At 69.4% G+C, this 19,871-nt stretch carries 22 protein-coding genes; 18 read left to right on the top strand and 4 right to left on the bottom strand.

What is annotated here, in order from left to right; genetic code table 11:
• Positions 1–280: 280 nt before the first annotated feature.
• Positions 281–2,170 (bottom strand): DNA topoisomerase IV subunit B, encoded by a 1,890-nt coding sequence (parE, locus tag JR065_RS17995; protein WP_206235744.1) that lies wholly within the window; start codon positions 2,168–2,170, stop codon positions 281–283.
• A gap of 166 nt (positions 2,171–2,336) precedes the next feature.
• Between parE and JR065_RS17990 the strand changes: the two genes are divergently transcribed.
• The 9 genes from JR065_RS17990 to truD all read left to right on the top strand — a co-directional run bounded on the left by JR065_RS17990 (position 2,337) and on the right by truD (position 9,977).
• Positions 2,337–2,591 carry a hypothetical protein gene (locus JR065_RS17990; protein ID WP_206235743.1) on the top strand — a complete coding sequence of 85 codons (255 nt, stop codon included), beginning with the start codon at positions 2,337–2,339 and terminating at the stop codon, positions 2,589–2,591.
• 196 nt (positions 2,592–2,787) lie between these two features.
• Positions 2,788–4,467, top strand: coding sequence for a CTP synthase (locus JR065_RS17985; RefSeq protein ID WP_206235742.1), 1,680 nt, complete (start codon positions 2,788–2,790; stop codon positions 4,465–4,467).
• Positions 4,468–4,670: 203 nt separating this feature from the next.
• The gene (gene kdsA / locus JR065_RS17980; RefSeq protein WP_206235741.1) at positions 4,671–5,504 is read left to right on the top strand and encodes a 3-deoxy-8-phosphooctulonate synthase; all 834 of its coding nucleotides are present in this window, start codon (positions 4,671–4,673) and stop codon (positions 5,502–5,504) included.
• Between the two features lie 25 nt (positions 5,505–5,529).
• Positions 5,530–5,862 carry a hypothetical protein gene (locus tag JR065_RS17975; RefSeq protein WP_206235740.1) on the top strand — a complete coding sequence of 111 codons (333 nt, stop codon included), beginning with the start codon at positions 5,530–5,532 and terminating at the stop codon, positions 5,860–5,862.
• A gap of 121 nt (positions 5,863–5,983) precedes the next feature.
• Positions 5,984–7,276 (top strand): phosphopyruvate hydratase, encoded by a 1,293-nt coding sequence (eno, locus tag JR065_RS17970; RefSeq protein WP_206235739.1) that lies wholly within the window; start codon positions 5,984–5,986, stop codon positions 7,274–7,276.
• Between the two features lie 3 nt (positions 7,277–7,279).
• A complete protein-coding gene (gene ftsB, locus JR065_RS17965; protein ID WP_206235738.1) occupies positions 7,280–7,642 on the top strand; it encodes a cell division protein FtsB in 363 nt (120 codons plus the stop codon).
• Entirely contained in the window at positions 7,642–8,343 is a 702-nt protein-coding gene (gene ispD / locus JR065_RS17960; RefSeq protein ID WP_429001886.1) for a 2-C-methyl-D-erythritol 4-phosphate cytidylyltransferase, read from the top strand. The genes ftsB and ispD overlap by 1 nt, the downstream gene beginning before the upstream one ends.
• A 75-nt stretch (positions 8,344–8,418) precedes the next feature.
• Complete coding sequence (gene ispF, locus JR065_RS17955; protein WP_429001885.1) at positions 8,419–8,916, top strand: 2-C-methyl-D-erythritol 2,4-cyclodiphosphate synthase; 498 nt, start codon at positions 8,419–8,421, stop codon at positions 8,914–8,916.
• Positions 8,913–9,977 (top strand): tRNA pseudouridine(13) synthase TruD, encoded by a 1,065-nt coding sequence (gene truD, locus JR065_RS17950; protein ID WP_206235735.1) that lies wholly within the window; start codon positions 8,913–8,915, stop codon positions 9,975–9,977. Before ispF ends, truD begins: the two co-directional genes overlap by 4 nt.
• 340 nt (positions 9,978–10,317) lie before the next feature.
• Here truD and JR065_RS17945 read toward each other — a convergent pair whose 3' ends face one another.
• Entirely contained in the window at positions 10,318–10,854 is a 537-nt protein-coding gene (locus tag JR065_RS17945) for a Smr/MutS family protein (protein ID WP_206235734.1), read from the bottom strand.
• A gap of 96 nt (positions 10,855–10,950) precedes the next feature.
• On the opposite strand from JR065_RS17945, the gene surE reads away from it, so the two are divergent.
• From surE to JR065_RS17925, 4 genes are read left to right on the top strand one after another with little or no spacing between them, the layout of a single operon-like run.
• Positions 10,951–11,730, top strand: a complete 780-nt coding sequence (gene surE / locus JR065_RS17940; RefSeq protein ID WP_206235733.1) for a 5'/3'-nucleotidase SurE — start codon at positions 10,951–10,953, stop codon at positions 11,728–11,730.
• Positions 11,727–12,404: a protein-L-isoaspartate(D-aspartate) O-methyltransferase gene (locus tag JR065_RS17935; protein WP_206235732.1), complete on the top strand. Its 678-nt coding sequence runs from the start codon at positions 11,727–11,729 to the stop codon at positions 12,402–12,404. The genes surE and JR065_RS17935 overlap by 4 nt, the downstream gene beginning before the upstream one ends.
• A 19-nt stretch (positions 12,405–12,423) precedes the next feature.
• Complete coding sequence (locus tag JR065_RS17930; protein WP_206235731.1) at positions 12,424–13,038, top strand: YqaA family protein; 615 nt, start codon at positions 12,424–12,426, stop codon at positions 13,036–13,038.
• Positions 13,017–13,832 carry a peptidoglycan DD-metalloendopeptidase family protein gene (locus tag JR065_RS17925; protein WP_429001884.1) on the top strand — a complete coding sequence of 272 codons (816 nt, stop codon included), beginning with the start codon at positions 13,017–13,019 and terminating at the stop codon, positions 13,830–13,832. Before JR065_RS17930 ends, JR065_RS17925 begins: the two co-directional genes overlap by 22 nt.
• Before the next feature lie 253 nt (positions 13,833–14,085).
• Here the strand turns inward: JR065_RS17925 and JR065_RS17920 are convergent, their stop codons facing one another.
• Both JR065_RS17920 and yhbY read right to left on the bottom strand, forming a co-directional pair.
• The gene (locus JR065_RS17920; RefSeq protein WP_206235730.1) at positions 14,086–14,460 is read right to left on the bottom strand and encodes an Mth938-like domain-containing protein; all 375 of its coding nucleotides are present in this window, start codon (positions 14,458–14,460) and stop codon (positions 14,086–14,088) included.
• A gap of 17 nt (positions 14,461–14,477) precedes the next feature.
• Complete coding sequence (yhbY, locus tag JR065_RS17915; protein ID WP_206235729.1) at positions 14,478–14,783, bottom strand: ribosome assembly RNA-binding protein YhbY; 306 nt, start codon at positions 14,781–14,783, stop codon at positions 14,478–14,480.
• Between the two features lie 66 nt (positions 14,784–14,849).
• On the opposite strand from yhbY, the gene rlmE reads away from it, so the two are divergent.
• The 5 genes from rlmE (at position 14,850) to miaA (ending at position 19,805) form a co-directional block, all read left to right on the top strand.
• Positions 14,850–15,482 carry a 23S rRNA (uridine(2552)-2'-O)-methyltransferase RlmE gene (gene rlmE / locus JR065_RS17910; protein WP_206235747.1) on the top strand — a complete coding sequence of 211 codons (633 nt, stop codon included), beginning with the start codon at positions 14,850–14,852 and terminating at the stop codon, positions 15,480–15,482.
• A gap of 59 nt (positions 15,483–15,541) precedes the next feature.
• On the top strand, positions 15,542–17,476 hold the full coding sequence (ftsH, locus tag JR065_RS17905) for an ATP-dependent zinc metalloprotease FtsH (RefSeq protein ID WP_206235728.1): 1,935 nt from the start codon (positions 15,542–15,544) through the stop codon (positions 17,474–17,476).
• 303 nt (positions 17,477–17,779) lie between these two features.
• Positions 17,780–17,956: a hypothetical protein gene (locus JR065_RS17900; protein WP_206235727.1), complete on the top strand. Its 177-nt coding sequence runs from the start codon at positions 17,780–17,782 to the stop codon at positions 17,954–17,956.
• Positions 17,956–18,855 carry a dihydropteroate synthase gene (gene folP, locus JR065_RS17895; RefSeq protein WP_206235726.1) on the top strand — a complete coding sequence of 300 codons (900 nt, stop codon included), beginning with the start codon at positions 17,956–17,958 and terminating at the stop codon, positions 18,853–18,855. Before JR065_RS17900 ends, folP begins: the two co-directional genes overlap by 1 nt.
• Entirely contained in the window at positions 18,855–19,805 is a 951-nt protein-coding gene (gene miaA / locus JR065_RS17890; protein ID WP_206235724.1) for a tRNA (adenosine(37)-N6)-dimethylallyltransferase MiaA, read from the top strand. The genes folP and miaA overlap by 1 nt, the downstream gene beginning before the upstream one ends.
• Positions 19,806–19,871: the final 66 nt, after the last annotated feature.

Here is a 19,871-nt window from a genome sequence, read left to right as displayed (position 1 = left end):
CCCGGTGGGAGAGGGGCTTAACACTGCGGCTGTTCCTTCTCCCATCGGGAGAAGGTGGCCCGAAGGGCCGGATGAGGTGCGTGCGCAGCCTCGTGCGCGCGGATCGCGGGAGTATGTGCGCTGCGCCGTACCCTCACCCCAACCCCTCTCCCGATGGGAGAGGTGCTTAACACTGCGGCTGTTCCTTCTCCCATCGGGAGAAGGTGGCCCGAAGGGCCGGATGAGGGTACGTGCGCGGCCTCGTGCACGGCCGCCAGTTCGCCGATACCGGTTCGGCGGATCACACTTCCAGCGACGCCAGGTCGCCCTTGCTCTCCAGCCACTGCTTGCGGTCGCCGGCGCGCTTCTTGGCCAGCAGCATGTCCATCAGCGAGCCGGTCTCGTCGCCTTCGTCGACGGTCAGCTGCACCAGCCGGCGGGTGTCCGGGTGGATGGTGGATTCGCGCAGCTGCTGCGGGTTCATCTCGCCCAGGCCCTTGAAGCGGGTCACGCTGACCTGGCCCTTGATCTTTTCGCGCTCGATCTTCTCCAGCAGCGAGCGCTTCTCTTCCTCGTCCAGCGCGTAGAACACCTGCTTGCCCACGTCGACGCGGAACAGCGGCGGCATCGCCACGAACACGTGCCCGGCCTTCACCAGCGACGGGAAATGGCGCAGGAACAGCGCGGTCAGCAGCGTGGCGATGTGCAGGCCGTCGGAATCGGCGTCGGCCAGGATCACCACCTTGCCGTAGCGCAGGCCGTCGATTTCCGCCTTGCCCGGGTCGCAGCCGATCGCGATCGCCAGGTTGTGCACTTCCTCGGAGGCCAGCACGCTGCCCGAGGCCACTTCCCAGGTGTTGAGGATCTTGCCGCGCAGCGGCAGGATCGCCTGGAAGTCCTTGTCGCGCGCCTGCTTGGCGCTGCCGCCGGCCGAATCGCCCTCGACCAGGAACAGCTCGGTGCGCGACAGGTCCTGGCTGATGCAGTCGGCCAGCTTGCCGGGCAGCGCAGGGCCCTGGGTGACCTTCTTGCGGGTGATCTGCTTTTCGGTCTTCAGCCGCGTGCTGGCGCGGTCGATGGCGATCTGCGCGATGCGCGTGCCCATATCCACGTTCTGGTTCAGCCACAGGCTGAAGGCGTCGTGCGCGGCGCCTTCGATGAAACCGGCGGCCTGGCGCGAGGACAGGCGTTCCTTGGTCTGGCCGCTGAACTGCGGATCGGTCATCTTCAGCGACAGCACGAAGGCGACCCGGTCCCATACGTCTTCCGGCGCCAGCTTCACCCCGCGCGGCAGCAGGTTGCGGAAGTCGCAGAACTCGCGCAGCGCGTCGGTGAAACCGCTGCGCAGGCCGTTGACGTGGGTGCCATGCTGCGCGGTCGGAATCAGGTTGACGTAGCTTTCCTGCACCAGCTCGCCCTCGGCGACCCAGGCCACCGCCCAGTCGACGATCTCGCGGTCCTTCTTCAGGTTGCCGACGAACAGCTCCGGCGGCAGCAGCTCGCGCTCGGCCAGCTCGCCCTTCAGGTAGTCGCGCAGGCCGTCCTCGAAGTGCCAGGTGTCCTGTTCGCCGGTGGCCTCGTCGTGCAGCTTGACGGTCAGCCCGGGGCACAGCACCGCCTTGGCGCGCAGCAGGTGGCGCAGCGCGCGCACCGCGAACTTGGGCGTGTCGAAGTACTTCGGGTCGGCCCAGAAGCGCAGGCGCGTGCCGGTGTTCTTCTTGCCGACGCTGCCGACGATCTCCAGCTTGGAGGCGGCATGGCCGTCGGCGAATTCCATCCGGTACTCGTTGCCGTCGCGCTTGATGAACAGCTCGACCTTCTTCGACAGCGCGTTGACCACGCTGACGCCCACGCCGTGCAGGCCGCCGCTGAAGGTGTAGTTGCGGTCGCTGAACTTGCCGCCGGCGTGCAGCCGGGTCAGGATCAGTTCCACACCGGAGATCTTCTCCTCCGGGTGGATGTCCACCGGCATGCCGCGCCCGTCGTCGGACACCTCGCAGCTGCCGTCCTTGAACAGGGTGACCTCGATCTGCCGCGCGTGGCCGGCCAGCGCCTCGTCGACGGCGTTGTCGATGACTTCCTGGGCCAGGTGGTTGGGGCGGGTGGTGTCGGTGTACATGCCCGGCCGGCGCTTGACCGGGTCCAGGCCAGAGAGAACTTCGATGTCGGCGGCGTTGTAGCGGGTATTCATACGTCTCAACAGGTGGCGCGAAGCAGATCCGGAAGTGTGCGGTGTACGGCGGCTTTTTGCACGCCGCCGGTGTTCAGGGCCAGTGCAAGGGCGGCGGGCTAGCCTGGCTCTGGAAAAACCGCGACGGCATCCCCATTGTCGTTGCAGCCTTACCCAGGAGTACGCCATGAACATTCGCAAGCTGTTGACCCTGGCCGCGCTGGTCGCCGCCGCGGTGGCCATCCCGGTCGCCATGGCCCAGGCGCAGAGCGCCGATCCGGCCAAGGCCGGCGCCGCGTCGTACGAGGCCCAGGTCGCGAAGGAGAAGGCCGAGGCCGACGCCAAGGCCAAGCGCCGCGCCGAGGCCGCCGCCCAGCATAAGGCGGGCAAGGACGCGGCCGCGCCGAAGAAAGAGGAAGAAGAGGAAGCGCGCAAGCCCTGACCGCGCGCACCATCCGCGTTGCCGACGCCCCGGCTCAGCCCGGGGCGTCTTGTTTTGCGGAGACGGCGCGCAGGTCGCGCCGCCAATGCCCCGCGCATTCGAACGCCCCGTGCTTCGAAAGCCGTACACTTTCGAAAGGCCTTGGGCAAATCCTCCGCAACCGTTAAACTATGGCTTTCCGGGAGGCCTTAGAGCCATGACCCCCCTGATCTTCGTTACCGGCGGCGTAGTGTCCTCGCTAGGCAAGGGCATCGCGGCCGCTTCGCTTGCGTCCATTCTCGAAGCACGTGGCCTGACGGTCACGATGATGAAGCTGGACCCGTACATCAACGTGGACCCGGGCACGATGAGCCCGTTCCAGCACGGCGAGGTCTACGTCACCGACGACGGCGCCGAAACCGACCTGGACCTGGGCCACTACGAGCGCTTCGTGCGCACGCGGCTGAGCCGCAAGAACTCGGTCACCACCGGCCGCATCTACGAGAACGTGATCCGCAAGGAGCGCCGTGGCGACTACCTCGGCGCGACCGTGCAGGTGATCCCGCACATCACCGACGAGATCCGCCGCTGCATCGACGAGGCCACCGAAGGCTTCGACGTGGCGCTGGTGGAGATCGGCGGCACCGTCGGCGACATCGAATCGCTGCCGTTCCTGGAGGCGATCCGCCAGGTGCGCACCGAGCGCGGCGCGGAGAAGGCGATGTTCATGCACTTGACCCTGGTGCCGTACATCGCCGCGGCCGGCGAGCTGAAGACCAAGCCCACCCAGCATTCGGTGAAGGAACTGCGCTCGATCGGCATCCAGCCGGACGTGCTGCTGTGCCGCTCCGAACAGGCGATCCCGGATTCGGAACGGCGCAAGATCGCGCTGTTCACCAACGTGTCCGAGCGCGCGGTGATCAGCGCCGCCGACGTCGACGTGCTGTACAAGATGCCGCTGGAGCTGCACCGCCAGGGCCTGGACGAGATCGTCATCGAGCAGTTCAAGCTCGGCGCCAAGGCCGGCGCGGCCGACCTGTCCGAGTGGGAAGCGGCGGTGGATGCGACGCTGCACCCGCTGGACGAAGTCACCATCGCGGTGGTCGGCAAGTACGTCGACCACCAGGATGCGTACAAGTCGGTGGGCGAGGCGCTCAAGCACGGCGGCCTGCGCCAGCGCACCAGGGTCAAGCTGAAGTGGCTGGAAGCGCAGGAGCTGGAAGGCAGCGACCTGTCGGCGCTGGCCGACGTTGACGGCATCCTGGTGCCGGGCGGCTTCGGCGACCGCGGTTTCGAAGGCAAGGTGCTGACCTCGCGCTATGCGCGCGAGCACCGCATCCCGTACTTCGGCATCTGCTACGGCATGCAGGCGGCGGTGGTCGACTACGCGCGCCACGTCGCGGGGCTGGAAGGCGCCAACAGCACCGAGAACGACCGCCAGTCGCCGCATCCGGTGATCGGCCTGATCACCGAATGGCGCACCGCCACCGGCGACGTCGAGAAGCGCGACGAGAAGTCCGACCTCGGCGGCACCATGCGCCTGGGCCTGCAGGAGCAGCGGCTCAAGCCCGGCACGCTGGCGCGCGAGCTGTACGCCAAGGACGTGGTGTCCGAGCGCCATCGCCACCGCTACGAATTCAACAACCGCTATCGCACCCAGCTGGAAGACGCCGGCCTGGTGATCTCGGCCAAGTCGATGGACGACCTGCTGGTGGAGATGATCGAGCTGCCGCGCGCCACCCATCCGTGGTTCCTGGCCTGCCAGGCCCATCCGGAGTTCCTGTCCACCCCGCGCGACGGCCACCCGTTGTTCATCGGCTTCGTGCGCGCTGCGCGCGAGCGCAAGGCCAACGAGGGCCAGGCCGGCGGCAAGTTGCTGAAGGAAGCGCGGGCGTGACCCGCTCCCCTTCTCCCACCGGGAGAAGGTGGCGCGAAGCGCCGGATGAGGGTACGGACGAAGCCTCGCGCATCTGACCCGCCAGGCGTCGCCCGCACCCTCACCCCAACCCCTCTCCCGGTGGGAGAGGGGCTTGAATTCCGCAGGGCTTCGCGCCCACCTCTCTCCCATCCGGAGAGGGGCTCAACCCAATAGGTGACCTGATGAAACTGTGTGGATTCGATGTGGGGCTGGACCAGCCGCTGTTCCTGATCGCCGGCCCGTGCGTGATCGAGTCGATGCAGCTGCAGCTGGACGTGGCCGGCAGGCTCAAGGAGATCACCGGCAAGCTCGGGATCAACTTCATCTTCAAGTCGAGTTTCGACAAGGCCAACCGCACCTCCGGCACCAGCTTCCGCGGCCCGGGCCTGGAGGAAGGGCTGAAGGTGCTGGAAGCGGTGAAGCGGCAGATCGGCGTGCCGGTGCTGACCGACGTGCACGAATACACGCCGATGAACGAAGTGGCCGCGGTGGTCGATGTGCTGCAGACGCCGGCGTTCCTGGTGCGGCAGACCGATTTCATCCGCAACGTCTGCGCCGCCGGCAAGCCGGTCAACATCAAGAAGGGCCAGTTCCTGTCGCCGTGGGACATGAAGCCGGTCGTCGACAAGGCTAAGTCCACCGGCAACGAGCAGATCATGGTCTGCGAGCGCGGCGCCTCGTTCGGCTACAACAACCTGGTCAGCGACATGCGCTCGCTCAGCGTGATGCGCCAGACCGGATGCCCGGTGGTGTTCGACGCCACCCACTCGGTGCAGTTGCCGGGCGGGCAGGGCAGCACCTCCGGCGGCCAGCGCGAGTTCGTGCCGGTGCTGGCGCGCGCGGCGGTGGCGGTGGGCGTGGCCGGCGTGTTCGCCGAGACCCACCCGGATCCGTCCAAGGCGCTGTCCGACGGTCCCAACGCCTGGCCGCTGGACAAGATGGAAGCGCTGCTGGAGACGCTGATGGCGCTGGATTCGATCACCAAGCGCAACGGCTTTGTGGAAGACCAGGTCTGATCCTTGGTCGCCGCCGGCCGCGGCGTTGGCGCTGCCGGCGGCGGCCTGCTCGGTCGGGCCGCCGGACCGGTTCCTGGAGAACGAGACGCGGGCTTTCTACGACGCCGACGCGGTGCTCCTGGCGCGGATCGATTCCTGCGAACCGGTACCGCCACCGCCAGGGCGGAAACGATGGACGCAGCGCTCGCGCTATCGGTTGATCGAAATCTATCGCGGCGCGCGCCTGCCGCGTCGGGCGAAATCGCCACCTACGACGGGTCCTGGCCCGACAGCGACGGCCAGCGCCTTCGCCTTGCAGCACTTGGCTGCCGACCCGGGCCTGGTCGGCGGCAACGCGATCGTGTTCGCAATAAAGTAAAGTTAGCCGACGGCCGCTCAATCCGGCTTGTCGACTGGATGTCCGGGGTCGCCGACGATTCGGCCGCTTCCATGCAGCGACAACAGCGCCTTCGCCTCCACCACAACTTCGAAAGCCAACCATGACCTCTATCGCCAAGATCCACGCCCGCGAAATCCTCGACAGCCGCGGCAATCCCACCCTGGAAGCCGAAGTCACCCTGCAGGACGGTTCGTACGGGCGCGCCGCGGTTCCCTCCGGCGCCTCCACCGGCACCAAGGAAGCGGTCGAGCTGCGCGACGGCGACAAGACCCGCTACCTGGGCAAGGGCGTGCGCAAGGCGGTCGAGAACGTCAACGGCGCCATCGCCTCGGCGCTGCAGGGCTTCGATGCGGCCGACCAGCAGGGCCTGGACCGGCGCCTGATCGACCTGGACGGCACCGAGAACAAGAGCCGCCTCGGCGCCAACGCGCTGCTCGGGGTTTCGCTGGCCAACGCGCACGCGGTGGCCGCCTCGCGCAAGCAGGCGCTGTGGCAGTACCTGGCGGCGGGCAACGAGGCCAACGTGGCGCTGCCGGTGCCGATGATGAACATCATCAACGGCGGCGCGCATGCCGACAACAACGTCGATTTCCAGGAGTTCATGGTGCTGCCGGTCGGCGCGCCGTCGTTCTCCGAGGCGCTGCGCGCCGGCACCGAGATCTTCCACGCGCTCAAGGCGGTGCTGAAGGGCCACGGCCTGTCCACCGCGGTCGGCGACGAAGGCGGTTTCGCGCCGGACTTCCGCAGCAACGTCGAGGCGCTGGACACCATCCTCGAGGCGATCGGCAAGGCCGGCTACACCGCCGGCGAGGACGTGCTGCTTGGGCTGGACGTGGCGTCCAGCGAGTTCTACGACAACGGCAAGTACCACCTGGTGGGCGAGGGCAAGCGCCTGACCAGCGAGCAGTTCGTCGACTTCCTCGCCGACTGGGCCGCGCAGTACCCGATCGTGTCGATCGAGGACGGCCTGGCCGAGGACGACTGGGCCGGCTGGAAGCTGCTCACCGAGCGCCTGGGCAAAAAGGTGCAGCTGGTCGGCGACGACCTGTTCGTCACCAACCCGAAGATCTTCAAGCAGGGCATCGAATCGGGCACCGCCAACGCGATCCTGATCAAGGTCAACCAGATCGGCACGCTGACCGAGACCCTGGAAGCGATCGCGATGGCCGACAAGGCCGGCTACGCCGCCATCGTCTCGCACCGCTCCGGCGAAACCGAAGACACCACCATCGCCGATATCGCCGTGGCCACCACCGCCACCCAGATCAAGACCGGCTCGCTGTGCCGCAGCGACCGCGTGGCCAAGTACAACCAGCTGTTGCGGATCGAGGAAGCGCTCGGCAGCGGTGCGCGCTACGCGGGACGCAACGCGTTCGTCTCGCTCAAGCGGTAAGCCGTGCGCAACTGGCGCTGGCTGCTGCTGGTGCTGGCGGTACTGCTGGCATGGCTGCAGTACCGTTTCTGGCTCGGTCCGGGCAATTCCGGCGAGGTGATGGTGCTGGAAAGCCAGGTGGAACATCAAAAGCGCGACAACGAAGGCCTGCGCCAGCGCAACGCCGCGCTCGCCGCCGAGGTCAAGGACCTCAAGGACGGCGAGGCGGCGATCGAGGAGCGCGCGCGCAGCGAACTGGGCATGATCAAGCCGGGCGAGAAGTTCTATCGCGTGGTCGAGGACGCGCCGGTACCGCCGGTGTCGGCGGCGGCCGATGCCGCGCCGGCGCCGGTGTCCGAGCCGGCGCCGCCGAGCGAGCAGCCCTGATGGCCACGGTATGGGCGGTCGTTCCCGCCGCCGGCCGCGGCACCCGTTTCGGCAGCCCCACGCCCAAGCAGTACCTGCAGGCCGGCGGACAGCCGCTGATCGCGCATGCGCTGCTTGCGCTGCTCGCGCATCCGGCGGTGGCCGGGGCGATGGTCGCGGTCGGCGCCGACGACGCCGACTGGCCCGGCTGGACCGAGCTGGCCGGCAAGCCGCTGCTGACCTGCGTCGGCGGCGCCAGCCGCGCCGCGTCGGTGCTGGCGGCGCTGGACGCGCTGCCGGACACGGTGAAACCGGACGACTTCGTGCTGGTCCACGATGCGGCGCGCCCGAACCTGGCGCTGGCCGACCTGGACCGGCTGCTGGAAACCGGGCGCGGCGATCCGGTCGGCGCGATCCTGGCCGCGCCGGTGCGCGACACGCTCAAGCGCGCCGGCGACGATGGCGGCATCGATGCCACCGAACCGCGCGAGCGCCTGTGGCGTGCGCTGACCCCGCAGCTGTTCCGGCGCATGCAGCTCAGCCGCGCGCTGCAGCAGGCCGCGGCGGCCGGCGTGGAGGTCACCGACGATGCGATGGCGATGGAGCGCCTGGGACTGCGTCCGTTGCTGGTGGAAGGCGCCGAGGACAATTTCAAGGTCACCACGCCGGCGGATCTGGCGCGGTTCGAGTTCGAGCTGTTCCTGCGCGCGCGGCAGCCGTGAACCGGCTGCGCTGCACTGCGGATGCCGCGCCGTCGCGGCGCGCACGCCCCTTCTTTTCCTTCCTGCGATCCTTCGATGCCCATGCCTGACTTTCCTCCCTTCCGCATCGGCCAGGGTTACGACGTCCACGCCTTCGGCGAGGGCGACCATGTGATGCTTGGCGGGGTGCGCGTGCCGCACGAATGCGGCGTACTGGCGCACAGCGACGGCGACGTGGTCATCCACGCGCTGTGCGATGCGATGCTTGGCGCGCTGGCGCTGGGCGATATCGGCGTGCATTTCCCGCCGTCCGACCCGCGCTGGAAGGGCGCCGACAGCGTGCAGTTCCTGCGCCACTGCGATGCGCTGCTGCGCGAACGCGGCTGGCAGCTCGGCAACGCCGACGTCACCGTGATCTGCGAGCGGCCCAAGGTGGGACCGCACGCGCTGGCGATGCGCGAACGCCTGGCCGAGGCGCTGCAGATCGATATCGACCGGGTCAGCGTCAAGGCCACCACCAGCGAAAAGCTCGGCTTCACCGGCCGCGGCGAAGGCATCGCCGCGCAGGCGGTGGCGCTGCTGGTGGCGCTGTGAGCGAACTGCCGCGCGCCTTCGGCGAGCCGGTGCTGCAGGCGCGCATGCGCAGCGCGGCGGAGGATTTCCAGGTCGACGAGCTGCCGGCGTTCGAGCCGACGGGCGAAGGCGAGCACCTGCTGCTGACCGTGCGCAAGCGCGGCATGAACACCGCGGCGGTCGCGCGGCGCCTGGCGCAATGGGCGGGCGTGGCGGAAATGGGCATCGGCTACGCCGGCATGAAGGACCGCCACGCCGTCACCACCCAGCGCTTTTCGGTGCATCTGCCCAAGCGCGTGGCGCCGGAGCCGTCCACGCTGGACGACGAAGCGCTGCAGGTGCTGCAGTCGCACTGGCACAACCGCAAGCTGCCGCGCGGCGCGCTGGCCGGTAACCGTTTCGTGCTGGTGCTGCGCCAGGTGCGCGGCGAACGCGAGGCCATCGAGGCGCGCCTGGCGCAGGTCGCCGCGCGCGGCATGCCCAACTGGTTCGGCGAGCAGCGTTTCGGGCGCGACGGCGGCAACGTCGCCGCGGCGCTGGCGATGTTCGGCGGGCGCCGGGTCAAGCGCGAGCAGCGCTCGCTGCTGCTGTCGGCGGCACGTTCGGAACTGTTCAACCGGGTGCTGTCCGCGCGCGTCGCCGGCGGCAGCTGGGACCGTGCGCTGGAGGGCGAGGTATGGGTGCTCGATGGCAGCCGCAGCGTGTTCGGTCCCGAGCCGTGGTCCGACGCGCTGGCCGAGCGCCTGAATCGCTTCGACATCCATCCATCGGCGCCGCTGTGGGGCGCGGGCGAACTGCGCAGCGCAGCGCAGGCGCAGCAACTGGAGCTGTCCGCGCTGTCCGATGCGTCCGCGCTGGCGCTGCGCGAGGGCCTGGAACAGGCCGGACTGAAGCAGGAACGGCGCGCGACGCGCCTGCGCGCCACCGACCTGCAGTGGCGCTGGCTGGACGCTCGGGGCGATGCGCTGGAGCTGAGCTTCGCGCTGCCGCCCGGCAGCTACGCCACCGCGATGCTGCATGAACTGGGCGAGGTCGGCGACGCCGAGCACGGCCGGCCGGCCGAACGTGTCGCGGGGGAGTAGTCGGCGACGCGCGCTGCGCCGGGCGACGCCTAGGAACTTTTTTGCTCGGTGCGTTTGCAGGCAACCAAACCTGTAGGAGCGACCTCGGTCGCGACGGCCTCGCCGGAATCTCCGCGGCGGATGGTCCGAGTTCCTGGCGCTGCCCTGGTCGCCGCTTGCCTCAATACTTCAGGCGGTGGCATGGAATCCCCCGAAGTCTAGCTCCCGGCACAGGAACGGCATGCCGGATGTGTCGCCGGGACGCCGCTTGCGTGGGCCTCGCCATGATGATGGGCGGGGCTCCCACATGCTCGACCCTGCGCCGCCTCGCTCCGCCGCCGCATGCGGCCGTACCACCCGTTCAGCGTCGCGCCAGCAGCACCAGCATCGCCCCGGTGCCGCCTTGCGTGGGAGGGGCCGAGTGGAACGCCAGCACGTCGTTGCGCTGGCGCAGCAGGCGGTCGACCAGGTTCTTCAGCAACGGGATGCCGCCGGACTGCAGACCCTTGCCATGGACCACGCGCACGCAGCCGAATTCGTGCGCGTGCGCCTCGGCAATGAACTGGCGCAGCATGGCCTCGGCCTGCGCGGCGGTGGCGCCGTGCAGGTCGAGCTCGTCCTGCGCGGAGAACTGGCCGCGGCGCAGGCGCTGGAACACGCGTGCCGGCACGTTCTCGCGGCGATAGCTGGCCACATCGCCGGCTTCCAGCGGCGAGGCATCGCGAAGCAGGCGCTGGAACTCGCTCTGCGCCTCGGCGTCGTCGCGCTCGGCCATGCGCGCGCGCGGCTTGGGCCGCGGCTTGGCATTGGTCGGCGCCGGCACGCTGCGGATCGGCTTGACCTCGCCGATGGCCGCGCGGAACAACGCGCCGGGATCTTCGTCTTCGGGATGCGACATGGGTACAGCCTAACCGGTCACCGCCGTCACGCAACCTTCCTGTCAGCGACCCGGACGGACGCATCCGGTATCATGGCGGGGTTTCCGAGGAGCACCATGCGCGTACTGGTTTCCAATGACGACGGCGTCGACGCCCCCGGCATCAAGATGCTTGCCGAGCAGTTGCGCAGCGCCGGCCACGAAGTCACCGTGGTTGCGCCCGACCGCGACCGTTCCGGCGCCAGCAATTCGCTGACCCTGGACCTGCCGATCCGGCTCAAGCGCATCGACCACAACACCTGCAGCGTCGCCGGCACGCCGACCGACTGCGTGCACCTGGCGCTGACCGGCATGCTCGAATACGAGCCGGACATCGTCGTGTCCGGGATCAACAACTCGGCCAACCTCGGCGACGACGTGATCTATTCCGGCACCGTGTCGGCGGCGATGGAAGGCCGCTTCCTGGGCCTGCCGGCGGTGGCGATGTCGCTGGTCACCCACAACCACGAGCCCAAGCACTTCCAGACCGCGGCGCGTGCGGCGGTGGAGATCGTGGCGCGGCTGAAGGCCGATCCGCTGCCGGCCGACACCATCCTCAACGTCAACGTGCCGGACCTGCCGTGGGGCGAGGTCAAGGGCTTCGAGGTCACCCGCCTGGGCAATCGCCACCGTTCCGAGCCGTGCCTGCCGCAGCGCGATCCGCGCGGCGGCACGGTGTACTGGATCGGCCCGGCCGGCCCGGAGCAGGACGCCGGCCCCGGCACCGATTTCCACGCGGTGCGTACCGGCTTCATCTCCATCACCCCGATCCAGGTCGACCTGACCCGCTACCAGGCGCTGGAAAAGGTCGCCAGCTGGGTCGGCGGCCTCACCGCGGCGCTGGACAACCCGGCATGACGCCGAGGCTGCGCCTGCAACCAGAAGCGATCGGGATCGGCATGACCTCGCAGCGCGTGCGCGACCGTCTGGTCGAGCGCCTGCGCGAGTCGGGCATCCGCGACGAATCCGTGCTCAACGCGGTGCGCACCGTGCCGCGGCATCTGTTCATCGATGAGGCGCTGGCATCGCGCGCCTACGAGGACACTGCACTGCCGATCGGCCACGGCCAGACCATCTCGCAGCCGTGGGTGGTGGCGCGGATGACCGAGACCGTGCTCGAACGCGCGCCGAAGAAGGTGCTGGAAGTGGGCACCGGGTCCGGCTACCAGGCCGCGATCCTCGCCGCGCTGGGGCTGGAGGTCTATACCGTCGAGCGCATCGGCGACCTGTTGCGGCAGGCGCGCAAGCGTTTTCGCCAGCTCGGCATGAACGTGCGCAGCAAGCACGACGACGGCCGCATCGGCTGGGCCGAGCACGGCCCCTACGATGCGATCGTGGTCACCGCCGCGGCGCCGGCGCTGGTCGATGCGCTGGTCGCGCAACTGGCGCCGGGCGGCTGCCTGGTGGCGCCGGTCGGCGGCCCGTCGTCGCAGTCGCTGGTGCGGTTGCTGCGCGACGCCGACGGGCAGATCGAACAAGACGTCCTGGCGCCGGTGACCTTCGTCCCGTTGCTGTCGGGCATGCTGGATTGAACCGCCGGAGCCGCATGGGATGAAGATATTCGGGCCGTTGTACGAGCGCGCCATCGCCTGGTCGCGGCACCGCCGCGCGCCGGCGTTCCTGACCGGGCTCAGCTTCGCCGAGGCGATCGTGTTCCCGGTACCGCCGGAGGTGATGCTGGCGCCGATGTCGCTGGCGCAGCCGCGGCGCGCGCTGTGGTTCGCCACGCTCAGCCTGATGGGCTCGCTGGCCGGCGCGCTGGTCGGCTACATGCTCGGCCACTTCGCCTTCGCCGCGGTGCAGCCGCTGATCGAATGGCTGGGCTGGACGCAGAAGATCGACGCGCAGGTGAGCCATTTGCGCGAAGTGGTAGCCGAGTCGCCCTGGCGCGCGTTCTGGCTGCTGGTGCTGGCCGGATTCACGCCGATCCCGCTGAAGATATTTACCTGGGCCTCAGGCATCGTGGGAATACCGCTGCTACCGTTCCTGGCGAGCATGCTGGTGGGGCGCGGCAAGCGCGTGTATCTGGTGGCCGGCGCGATCCGTCTCGGCGGCCCGCGCGCGGAAGCGGCGCTGCGCCGTTGGATCGAACCGCTCGGCTGGGTCGCAATGGCGATCCTGGCGCTGCTGGTGGTATGGGTGATATGGAGAGCGAAATTCGGATGAGCGGCGGCGATCGGGGAATGGGCAGCGCCTTGCGCTGCTGCGTGGCTTTGCTGGCGGCAGTGGCGTTGGGCGCGTGCAGCAGCGCCACCGTGGTGCGTACCTCCGGCGCGCCGGGCGCGTCGACGGCGCCGCGCGCCTCGGCGGGCAAGCCCGGGGCCAGCGTCACCGTGCGCCGCGGCGACACGCTCTACGCCATCGCGCGCAACAACAACGTCAATCCGCAGGACCTGGCGGCCTGGAACCGCCTGGCGCCGCCGTACACGATCTACCCGGGGCAATCGCTCAAGCTGTATCCGCCCGGCGCCAGCGGCGGCAGCGCGTCCACCGCGCCGCGCGGCGGCACCGCGCCCGTGCCGGCGCCGCCGAGCACCGGTGCCAGCGCGCGTCCGACCCCGGCGGCGCCCACGCCGCCGGTCAGCAGCGGTTTCAGCTGGCGCTGGCCGGCCGAAGGCGTGGTGGTAGGCCGCTTCGTCGGCGGCGAGGCGACCAAGCAGGGCGTGGATATCGCCGGCAGCAACGGTCAGGCGGTACGCGCCGCCGCCGATGGCGTGGTCGTGTATTCCGGCGCCGGCCTGGTCGGCTACGGCGAGCTGATCATCATCAAGCACAACGAGCAATGGCTGTCGGCCTATGGCCACAACCGCAAGCGGCTGGTCAACGAAGGCCAGAACGTGAAGGCCGGCGAGCAGATCGCCGAGATGGGCCGCAGCGGCGCCGCGCGCGACATGCTGCACTTCGAGATCCGCTACAACGGCAAGCCGGTCGACCCGCTGCTGTACCTGCCGAACAAGTAACCGGCGCCGGCGAGCGGCAGATCCGGCGCGGCGCGGCGCATGCGCTCCGGTGGGCCGCAAGCGTCCGCTGCAACAGGCGATCGCCGCGTACGACTCGGCTAACGGTTCACGGGATGAAGCACTTCAGCCCAGTCGTACGGCGTGGCGTATGGAGCCGAGCGGGCGAAGCTGCGTGTCGCGCGGTCACTGTGAGGCCGTCGCCTGAACGCAAGAAGCAGACCAAGGCGCGGCGCGATACCCGGCCGCCGGCCGATCACGGCTCGAGCAGTAACCCGACCACCACGCGGCGGCCTTCGGCGGCCAGCACGTTGTAGGTGCGCGCGGCGGCGGCGTTGGTCATCACCTCGATGCCGATGCCGCGGGTCAGGCAGGCGGCGAGCGCGGCGGCCGGCGGGAACACCTGCTGCTGGCCGGTGCCCAGGATCACCAGCGCCGGATTCAGCTCCAGCAACGGCTGCAGGTGGTCCGGGCGCAGCTCGGCGGCCGGCGCCGCGTCCCAGGTCTCGACCAGGGTGTCGGGCGTGAGCACGAAACTCCGGGTCAGTACGCGGTCGTTCACCTTGGCCTGGCGGCCGTCGGCCATGCGCAGGGTGTAGGCGTAGTCGGGAAGGTCCTGGGTCAGCTGCATCGTCGCCTCCGGGAGCGTCAGCCGCGCGGCAGCACGATCTGGCGGTCTTCCTTGGCCGGGCGGTACAGGATCGCGGTGTGGCCGATGCGCTGCACCAGCGCGCTGGCCGACTGCTCCACCAGCGCGGCGATCGCCGCGTCGCGGGCCTCGCGGTCGTCGCCGCCGACCTTCACCTTGACCAGTTCGTGGCGTTCCAGCACCTCGTCCAGTTCGGCCAGGAACGCCGGCGTCACGCCCTTGCTGCCGATCTGCAGCAGCGGTTTGAGATCGTGCGCCAGGCCGCGCAGGAAGCGGTTCTGGGACGAGGTAAGGCTAATGGACATGCAGGCGGGAACGCGGTGGAGAAGGGTGATCAGGGTATCATGGTCGCCCATCACGCCTCCGATCCCATGGTCACCCGCAGCAAAAGCAGCCAGCGCTGGCTCAAAGAGCATTTCGCCGATCCCTTCGTCAAGAAGGCCCAGGCCGAAGGCATGCGTTCGCGCGCGGCCTACAAGCTGGAGGAGCTGCTGCAGCGCGACCGGCTGCTGCGCCCGGACATGGTCGTGGTCGACCTGGGCGCCGCGCCGGGCGGCTGGTCGCAGCAGATCCGCAAGTCGATGGGCGAGCGCGGCCGGGTGCTGGCGCTGGACATCCTGGAGATGCCGCCGCTGGCCGGCGTGGAGTTCCTTCACGGCGACTTCAGGGAGGACGCGGTGCTATCCCAGTTCGAGGCGATGCTCGGCGATCAGCCGGTAGACCTTGTGCTGTCGGATATGGCCCCCAATAAAAGCGGCATGGATGCGGTCGACCAACCGCGGATGATGCACCTGGCGGAACTGGCGATGGAGTTCGCCGACCGGCACCTGAAGCCGGGCGGGGCGTTCCTGATCAAGCTGTTCCAGGGCGTGGGCTCCGACGACTACATTCGCCAGCTGCGCCGCCGCTATGACAAGGTGTCGATCCGCAAGCCGGCCGCGTCGCGCAAGCGCTCGCCGGAAGTCTATGTCCTGGGACAGGGCAAGCGCACCCAGATCAAGTAAGCTGCCCCCGTCGCATATCGCATCGAGAATGAGTTGAAGGGACACCGGAGCCAATGAGGATGAACGACTTGACCAAGAATCTATTGCTGTGGGTAGTCGTCGCCGTCGTACTGATGGTGGTGTTCCAGAGCTTCTCGCCGCGCCTGGCCGGCGGCGCCGCCAGCGACCAGGTGACCTACACCCAGTTCCTGCAGGACGTGGACAACAACCGCATCAAGTCGGTCGAATACACCGACGAGAGCGGCTTTTCGGTCAACGCGATCCGCTTCAAGCGTGCCGACGGCAGCGAAGGCGTGGTCTACGGCCCGCGCGACGACAAGCTGGTCGACGTGCTGTACAACAAGAAGGTCGAGATGATCCGTCAGAAGCCGGCCAACGGCCCGGGCTTCTGGTCGCTGGTGATCAACTTCCTGCCGGTCATTCTGATCATCGGCTTCTGGCTGTTCATCATGCGCCAGATGCAGGGCGGCGGCGGCGGCGCCAAGGGCGCGATGTCCTTCGGCAAGTCGCGCGCCAAGCTGCAGGGCGAGGACCAGATCAAGATCACCTTCGCCGACGTGGCCGGCTGCGACGAAGCCAAGGAGGAAGTCAGCGAGCTGGTCGACTTCCTGCGCGACCCGACCAAGTTCACCAAGCTCGGCGGCAAGATCCCGCGCGGCGTGCTGATGGTCGGCCCGCCCGGCACCGGCAAGACGCTGCTGGCCAAGGCCATCGCCGGCGAGGCCAAGGTGCCGTTCTTCAGCATCTCCGGTTCGGACTTCGTCGAGATGTTCGTCGGCGTCGGCGCCAGCCGCGTGCGCGACATGTTCGAGCAGGCCAAGAAGCACGCGCCGTGCATCATCTTCATCGACGAGATCGACGCGGTCGGCCGCCATCGCGGCGCCGGCCTGGGCGGCGGCCACGACGAGCGCGAGCAGACCCTGAACCAGCTGCTGGTGGAGATGGACGGCTTCGAGGGCGGCGAGGGCGTGATCGTGATCGCCGCGACCAACCGTCCGGACGTGCTGGACCCGGCGCTGCTGCGTCCGGGCCGCTTCGACCGCCAGGTGGTGGTCGGCCTGCCGGACGTGCGCGGCCGCGAGCAGATCCTGAAGGTGCACATGCGCAAGCTGCCGCTGGCCGACGACGTCGAGCCGATGGTCATCGCGCGCGGCACCCCGGGTTTCTCCGGCGCCGACCTGGCCAACCTGTGCAACGAGGCGGCGCTGTTCGCCGCGCGCGAAACGGTCAAGGAGGTCCGCATGGACCATTTCGATCGCGCTCGCGACAAGATCCTGATGGGCGCCGAGCGCCGCTCGATGGCGATGAGCGAGGACGAGAAGACGCTGACCGCCTACCACGAGGCCGGCCATGCGATCGTCGGCCGCGTCGTGCCCGAGCACGATCCGGTCTACAAGGTCACGATCATCCCGCGCGGCCGTGCGCTGGGCGTGACCATGTACCTGCCGGAAGGCGACAAGTACAGCATGAACAAGGTCGCGATCGAATCGCAGCTGTGCTCGCTGTACGGCGGCCGCGTCGCCGAGGAGCTGATCTTCGGCAACGACAAGGTCACCACCGGCGCCTCCAACGACATCGAGCGCGCGACCAAGATGGCGCGCAACATGGTCACCAAGTGGGGCCTGTCCGACGAGCTGGGCCCGATCGCCTACGGCGAGGAGGACGACGAGGTGTTCCTGGGCCGTTCGGTCACGCAGCACAAGAGCGTCTCCGACGACACCGCGCGGCGCATCGACGAGGTGGTGCGTTCGATCCTCGACAAGGCCTATGCGAAGACCACGAAGATCCTGACCGAGAACCTGGACAAGCTGCACGTGATGGCCAATCTGCTGCTGGAATACGAGACCATCGACGTGCCGCAGATCGACGCGATCATGGAAGGCCGCGAGCCGCCGCCGCCGATGGGCTGGAACAAGTCCGGCAAGGACGGCGGCAACGACAAGGGCAATTCGCGGCCGCTGCCGCCGATCGCCGGGCCGGCCGAACAGCTGTAACCGCGCGGCATCCGCAAAACGAGAAGCCAGGGAGCGATCCCTGGCTTTTCTCGTTGTGGCGGCAGGTGGCGCCGAACCGTGCCGCTCCCAGGGGCATGGATGCAGCACGCCGCGTAGCGAGCGTGTCTCGTCTGTTCGTCGGCGGCATCTACACGGCATTGCGCCGACCGCAAGCGCTCGGCGGAAGCCCGGCAGCGACGGCGAGGGCCGTTGCCGGGTGGACCGGCATGCGCGCATGCGCAGCCCGCGACGCGGCCGCCGGACTGCGCGACAATGGCCGCCTTCATTCGCCCCCGCCGTTGCATGTCGTCCCAGCCCGATCCGCCGCCGTCGTTCACCATGGAGATCGTCATCGCCACCGCGGTCGGCGTGGCGGTGGGCGTGGTGCTGGACCGGCTGGCGATCGGGATCGGCGTCGGCATCGCGCTGGGCGCCATACTCAGCGTGTTCAAGATGCGCAAAGGCCCGGGAGGCCGCTGATGTTCGATACTTCGCCCGTGCTGGATTGCGGCGGACGCCGCCTGACCCTGGACCGCCCGCAGGTGATGGGCATCGTCAACGTCACCCCGGACTCGTTCTCCGACGGTGGCGCGCACGCCACGGTCGAGGCGGCCGTCGCGCATGGCCTGCAGCTGGCCGCCGAGGGCGCCGACCTGCTCGACATCGGCGGCGAATCGACCCGCCCCGGCGCCGCGCCGGTCCCGGTGGAGGAGGAGCTGCGCCGCGTACTGCCGGTGATCGAGCGGCTCGCGGCGCAGACCTCGCTGCCGTTGAGCATCGACACCTTCAAGCCGGAGGTGATGCGCGCGGCGGTCGCCGCCGGCGCCGGCATGATCAACGACATCCAGGCGCTGCGGCATCCGGGCGCGCTGGATGCGGCGGCCGGACTGCAGGTGCCGGTGGTGCTGATGCACATGCCGGGCGACGCCTACGCCGCCGGCGAGGCAGCGCACTACGACGACGTGGTCGGCAGCGTGCACCGCTTCCTGGCCGAACGCCTGTTCGCCGCCGAGATGGCCGGGATCGACAAGCGCCGGCTGCTGATCGATCCGGGCTTCGGCTTCGGCAAGGGCACCGCCGACAACCTGCTGCTGCTCGCGCAGCTGGCGCGGTTCACCGAACTGGGCGTGCCGGTGCTCGCCGGGCTGTCGCGCAAGCGCAGCATCGGCGAGCTGACCGGGCGCGACATGCCTTCCGAACGCGTGGCCGGCTCGGTCGCCGCGCACCTGCTCGCGGCGCAGCGCGGCGCGCTGCTGCTGCGCGTGCACGACGTCGCCGCGACGGTGGACGCGCTGAAGGTATGGCAGGCGGTGAACGCGGTGCCGGTGCCGCGCGCGGCGTCGGCGGCGCCGGCCATCCGCTGGCCGGACGAGGACTGATGCCGGCCGACCGCCGTCCGCGCGCGATCGCGCTGATGGGCCCGACCGCTTCCGGCAAGACCGCCGCCGCCATCGCGCTGGCCGAACGCTGCGGCGGGGAGATCGTCAGCGTCGACTCGGCGCTGGTGTACCGCGGGCTGGCGATCGGCGCGGCCAAGCCGGACCCGGCGCAGCTGGCGCGCGTACCGCATCACCTGCTGGACCTGCGCGACCCGTGGCAGACCTATTCGGCCGCCGAGTTCGCCGCCGACGCGCGCGATGCGATCGATGCGATCGTCGCGCGCGGCCGGCTGCCGATCCTGGCCGGCGGCACCGGGCTGTACTTCCAGGCGCTGCTCGAAGGCCTGGCGCCGATGCCGCCGGCCGATCCGCAGTTGCGCGCGGCGATCGCCGCGCAGGCGCAGGCCGAAGGCTGGGCGGCGCTGCATGCGCAACTGCAGCAGGTCGACCCGCTGGCGGCGCGCAGGATCCGGCCCAGCGACCCGCAGCGCATCCAGCGCGCGCTGGAAGTGTTCCGGCTCAGCGGACGGCCGATCAGCGAATGGCAGGCCCTGCCCGGGCCGCCGCGGCTGCCGCTGCGGGTGCTCAAGCTGGTGCTGGCGCCGGCCGACCGGGCCGTGCTGCACCGGCGCATCGAACAGCGCTTCGACGCGATGCTGGCGCAGGGTTTCCTCGACGAGGTGCGTGCGCTGCGGGCCTTGCCGGCGATGCGCCAGGTGCCGCAGCCGCTGGACCTGCCGGCGGTGCGCGCGGTCGGCTATCGGCAGGCCTGGGAGCACCTGGACGGCGCCAGCGACGCGGCCACGTTCCGCGACCGCGCGATCTTCGCCACCCGCCAGCTGGCCAAGCGGCAGCTGACCTGGCTGCGCGGCGAGCTCGACGCGCGCTGGTTCGACCCCGAGCGCCAAGCCGACGCCATCGACGCGGCGGTTTCGGCCTTCCTCGGCTGAATTGGCTACCTGCCGCACTGTGCTGGTGCCCGCGGTTGTGTAACATCACCGGTCCGGGGGCGCGGC

The sequence above is a fragment of the Xanthomonas sp. genome (genome assembly GCF_017163755.1).
Lineage (GTDB): Bacteria > Pseudomonadota > Gammaproteobacteria > Xanthomonadales > Xanthomonadaceae > Xanthomonas_A.
Note: the sequence above shows the minus strand (reverse complement) of the source record. Positions and strands in the feature narration are given on the sequence as shown.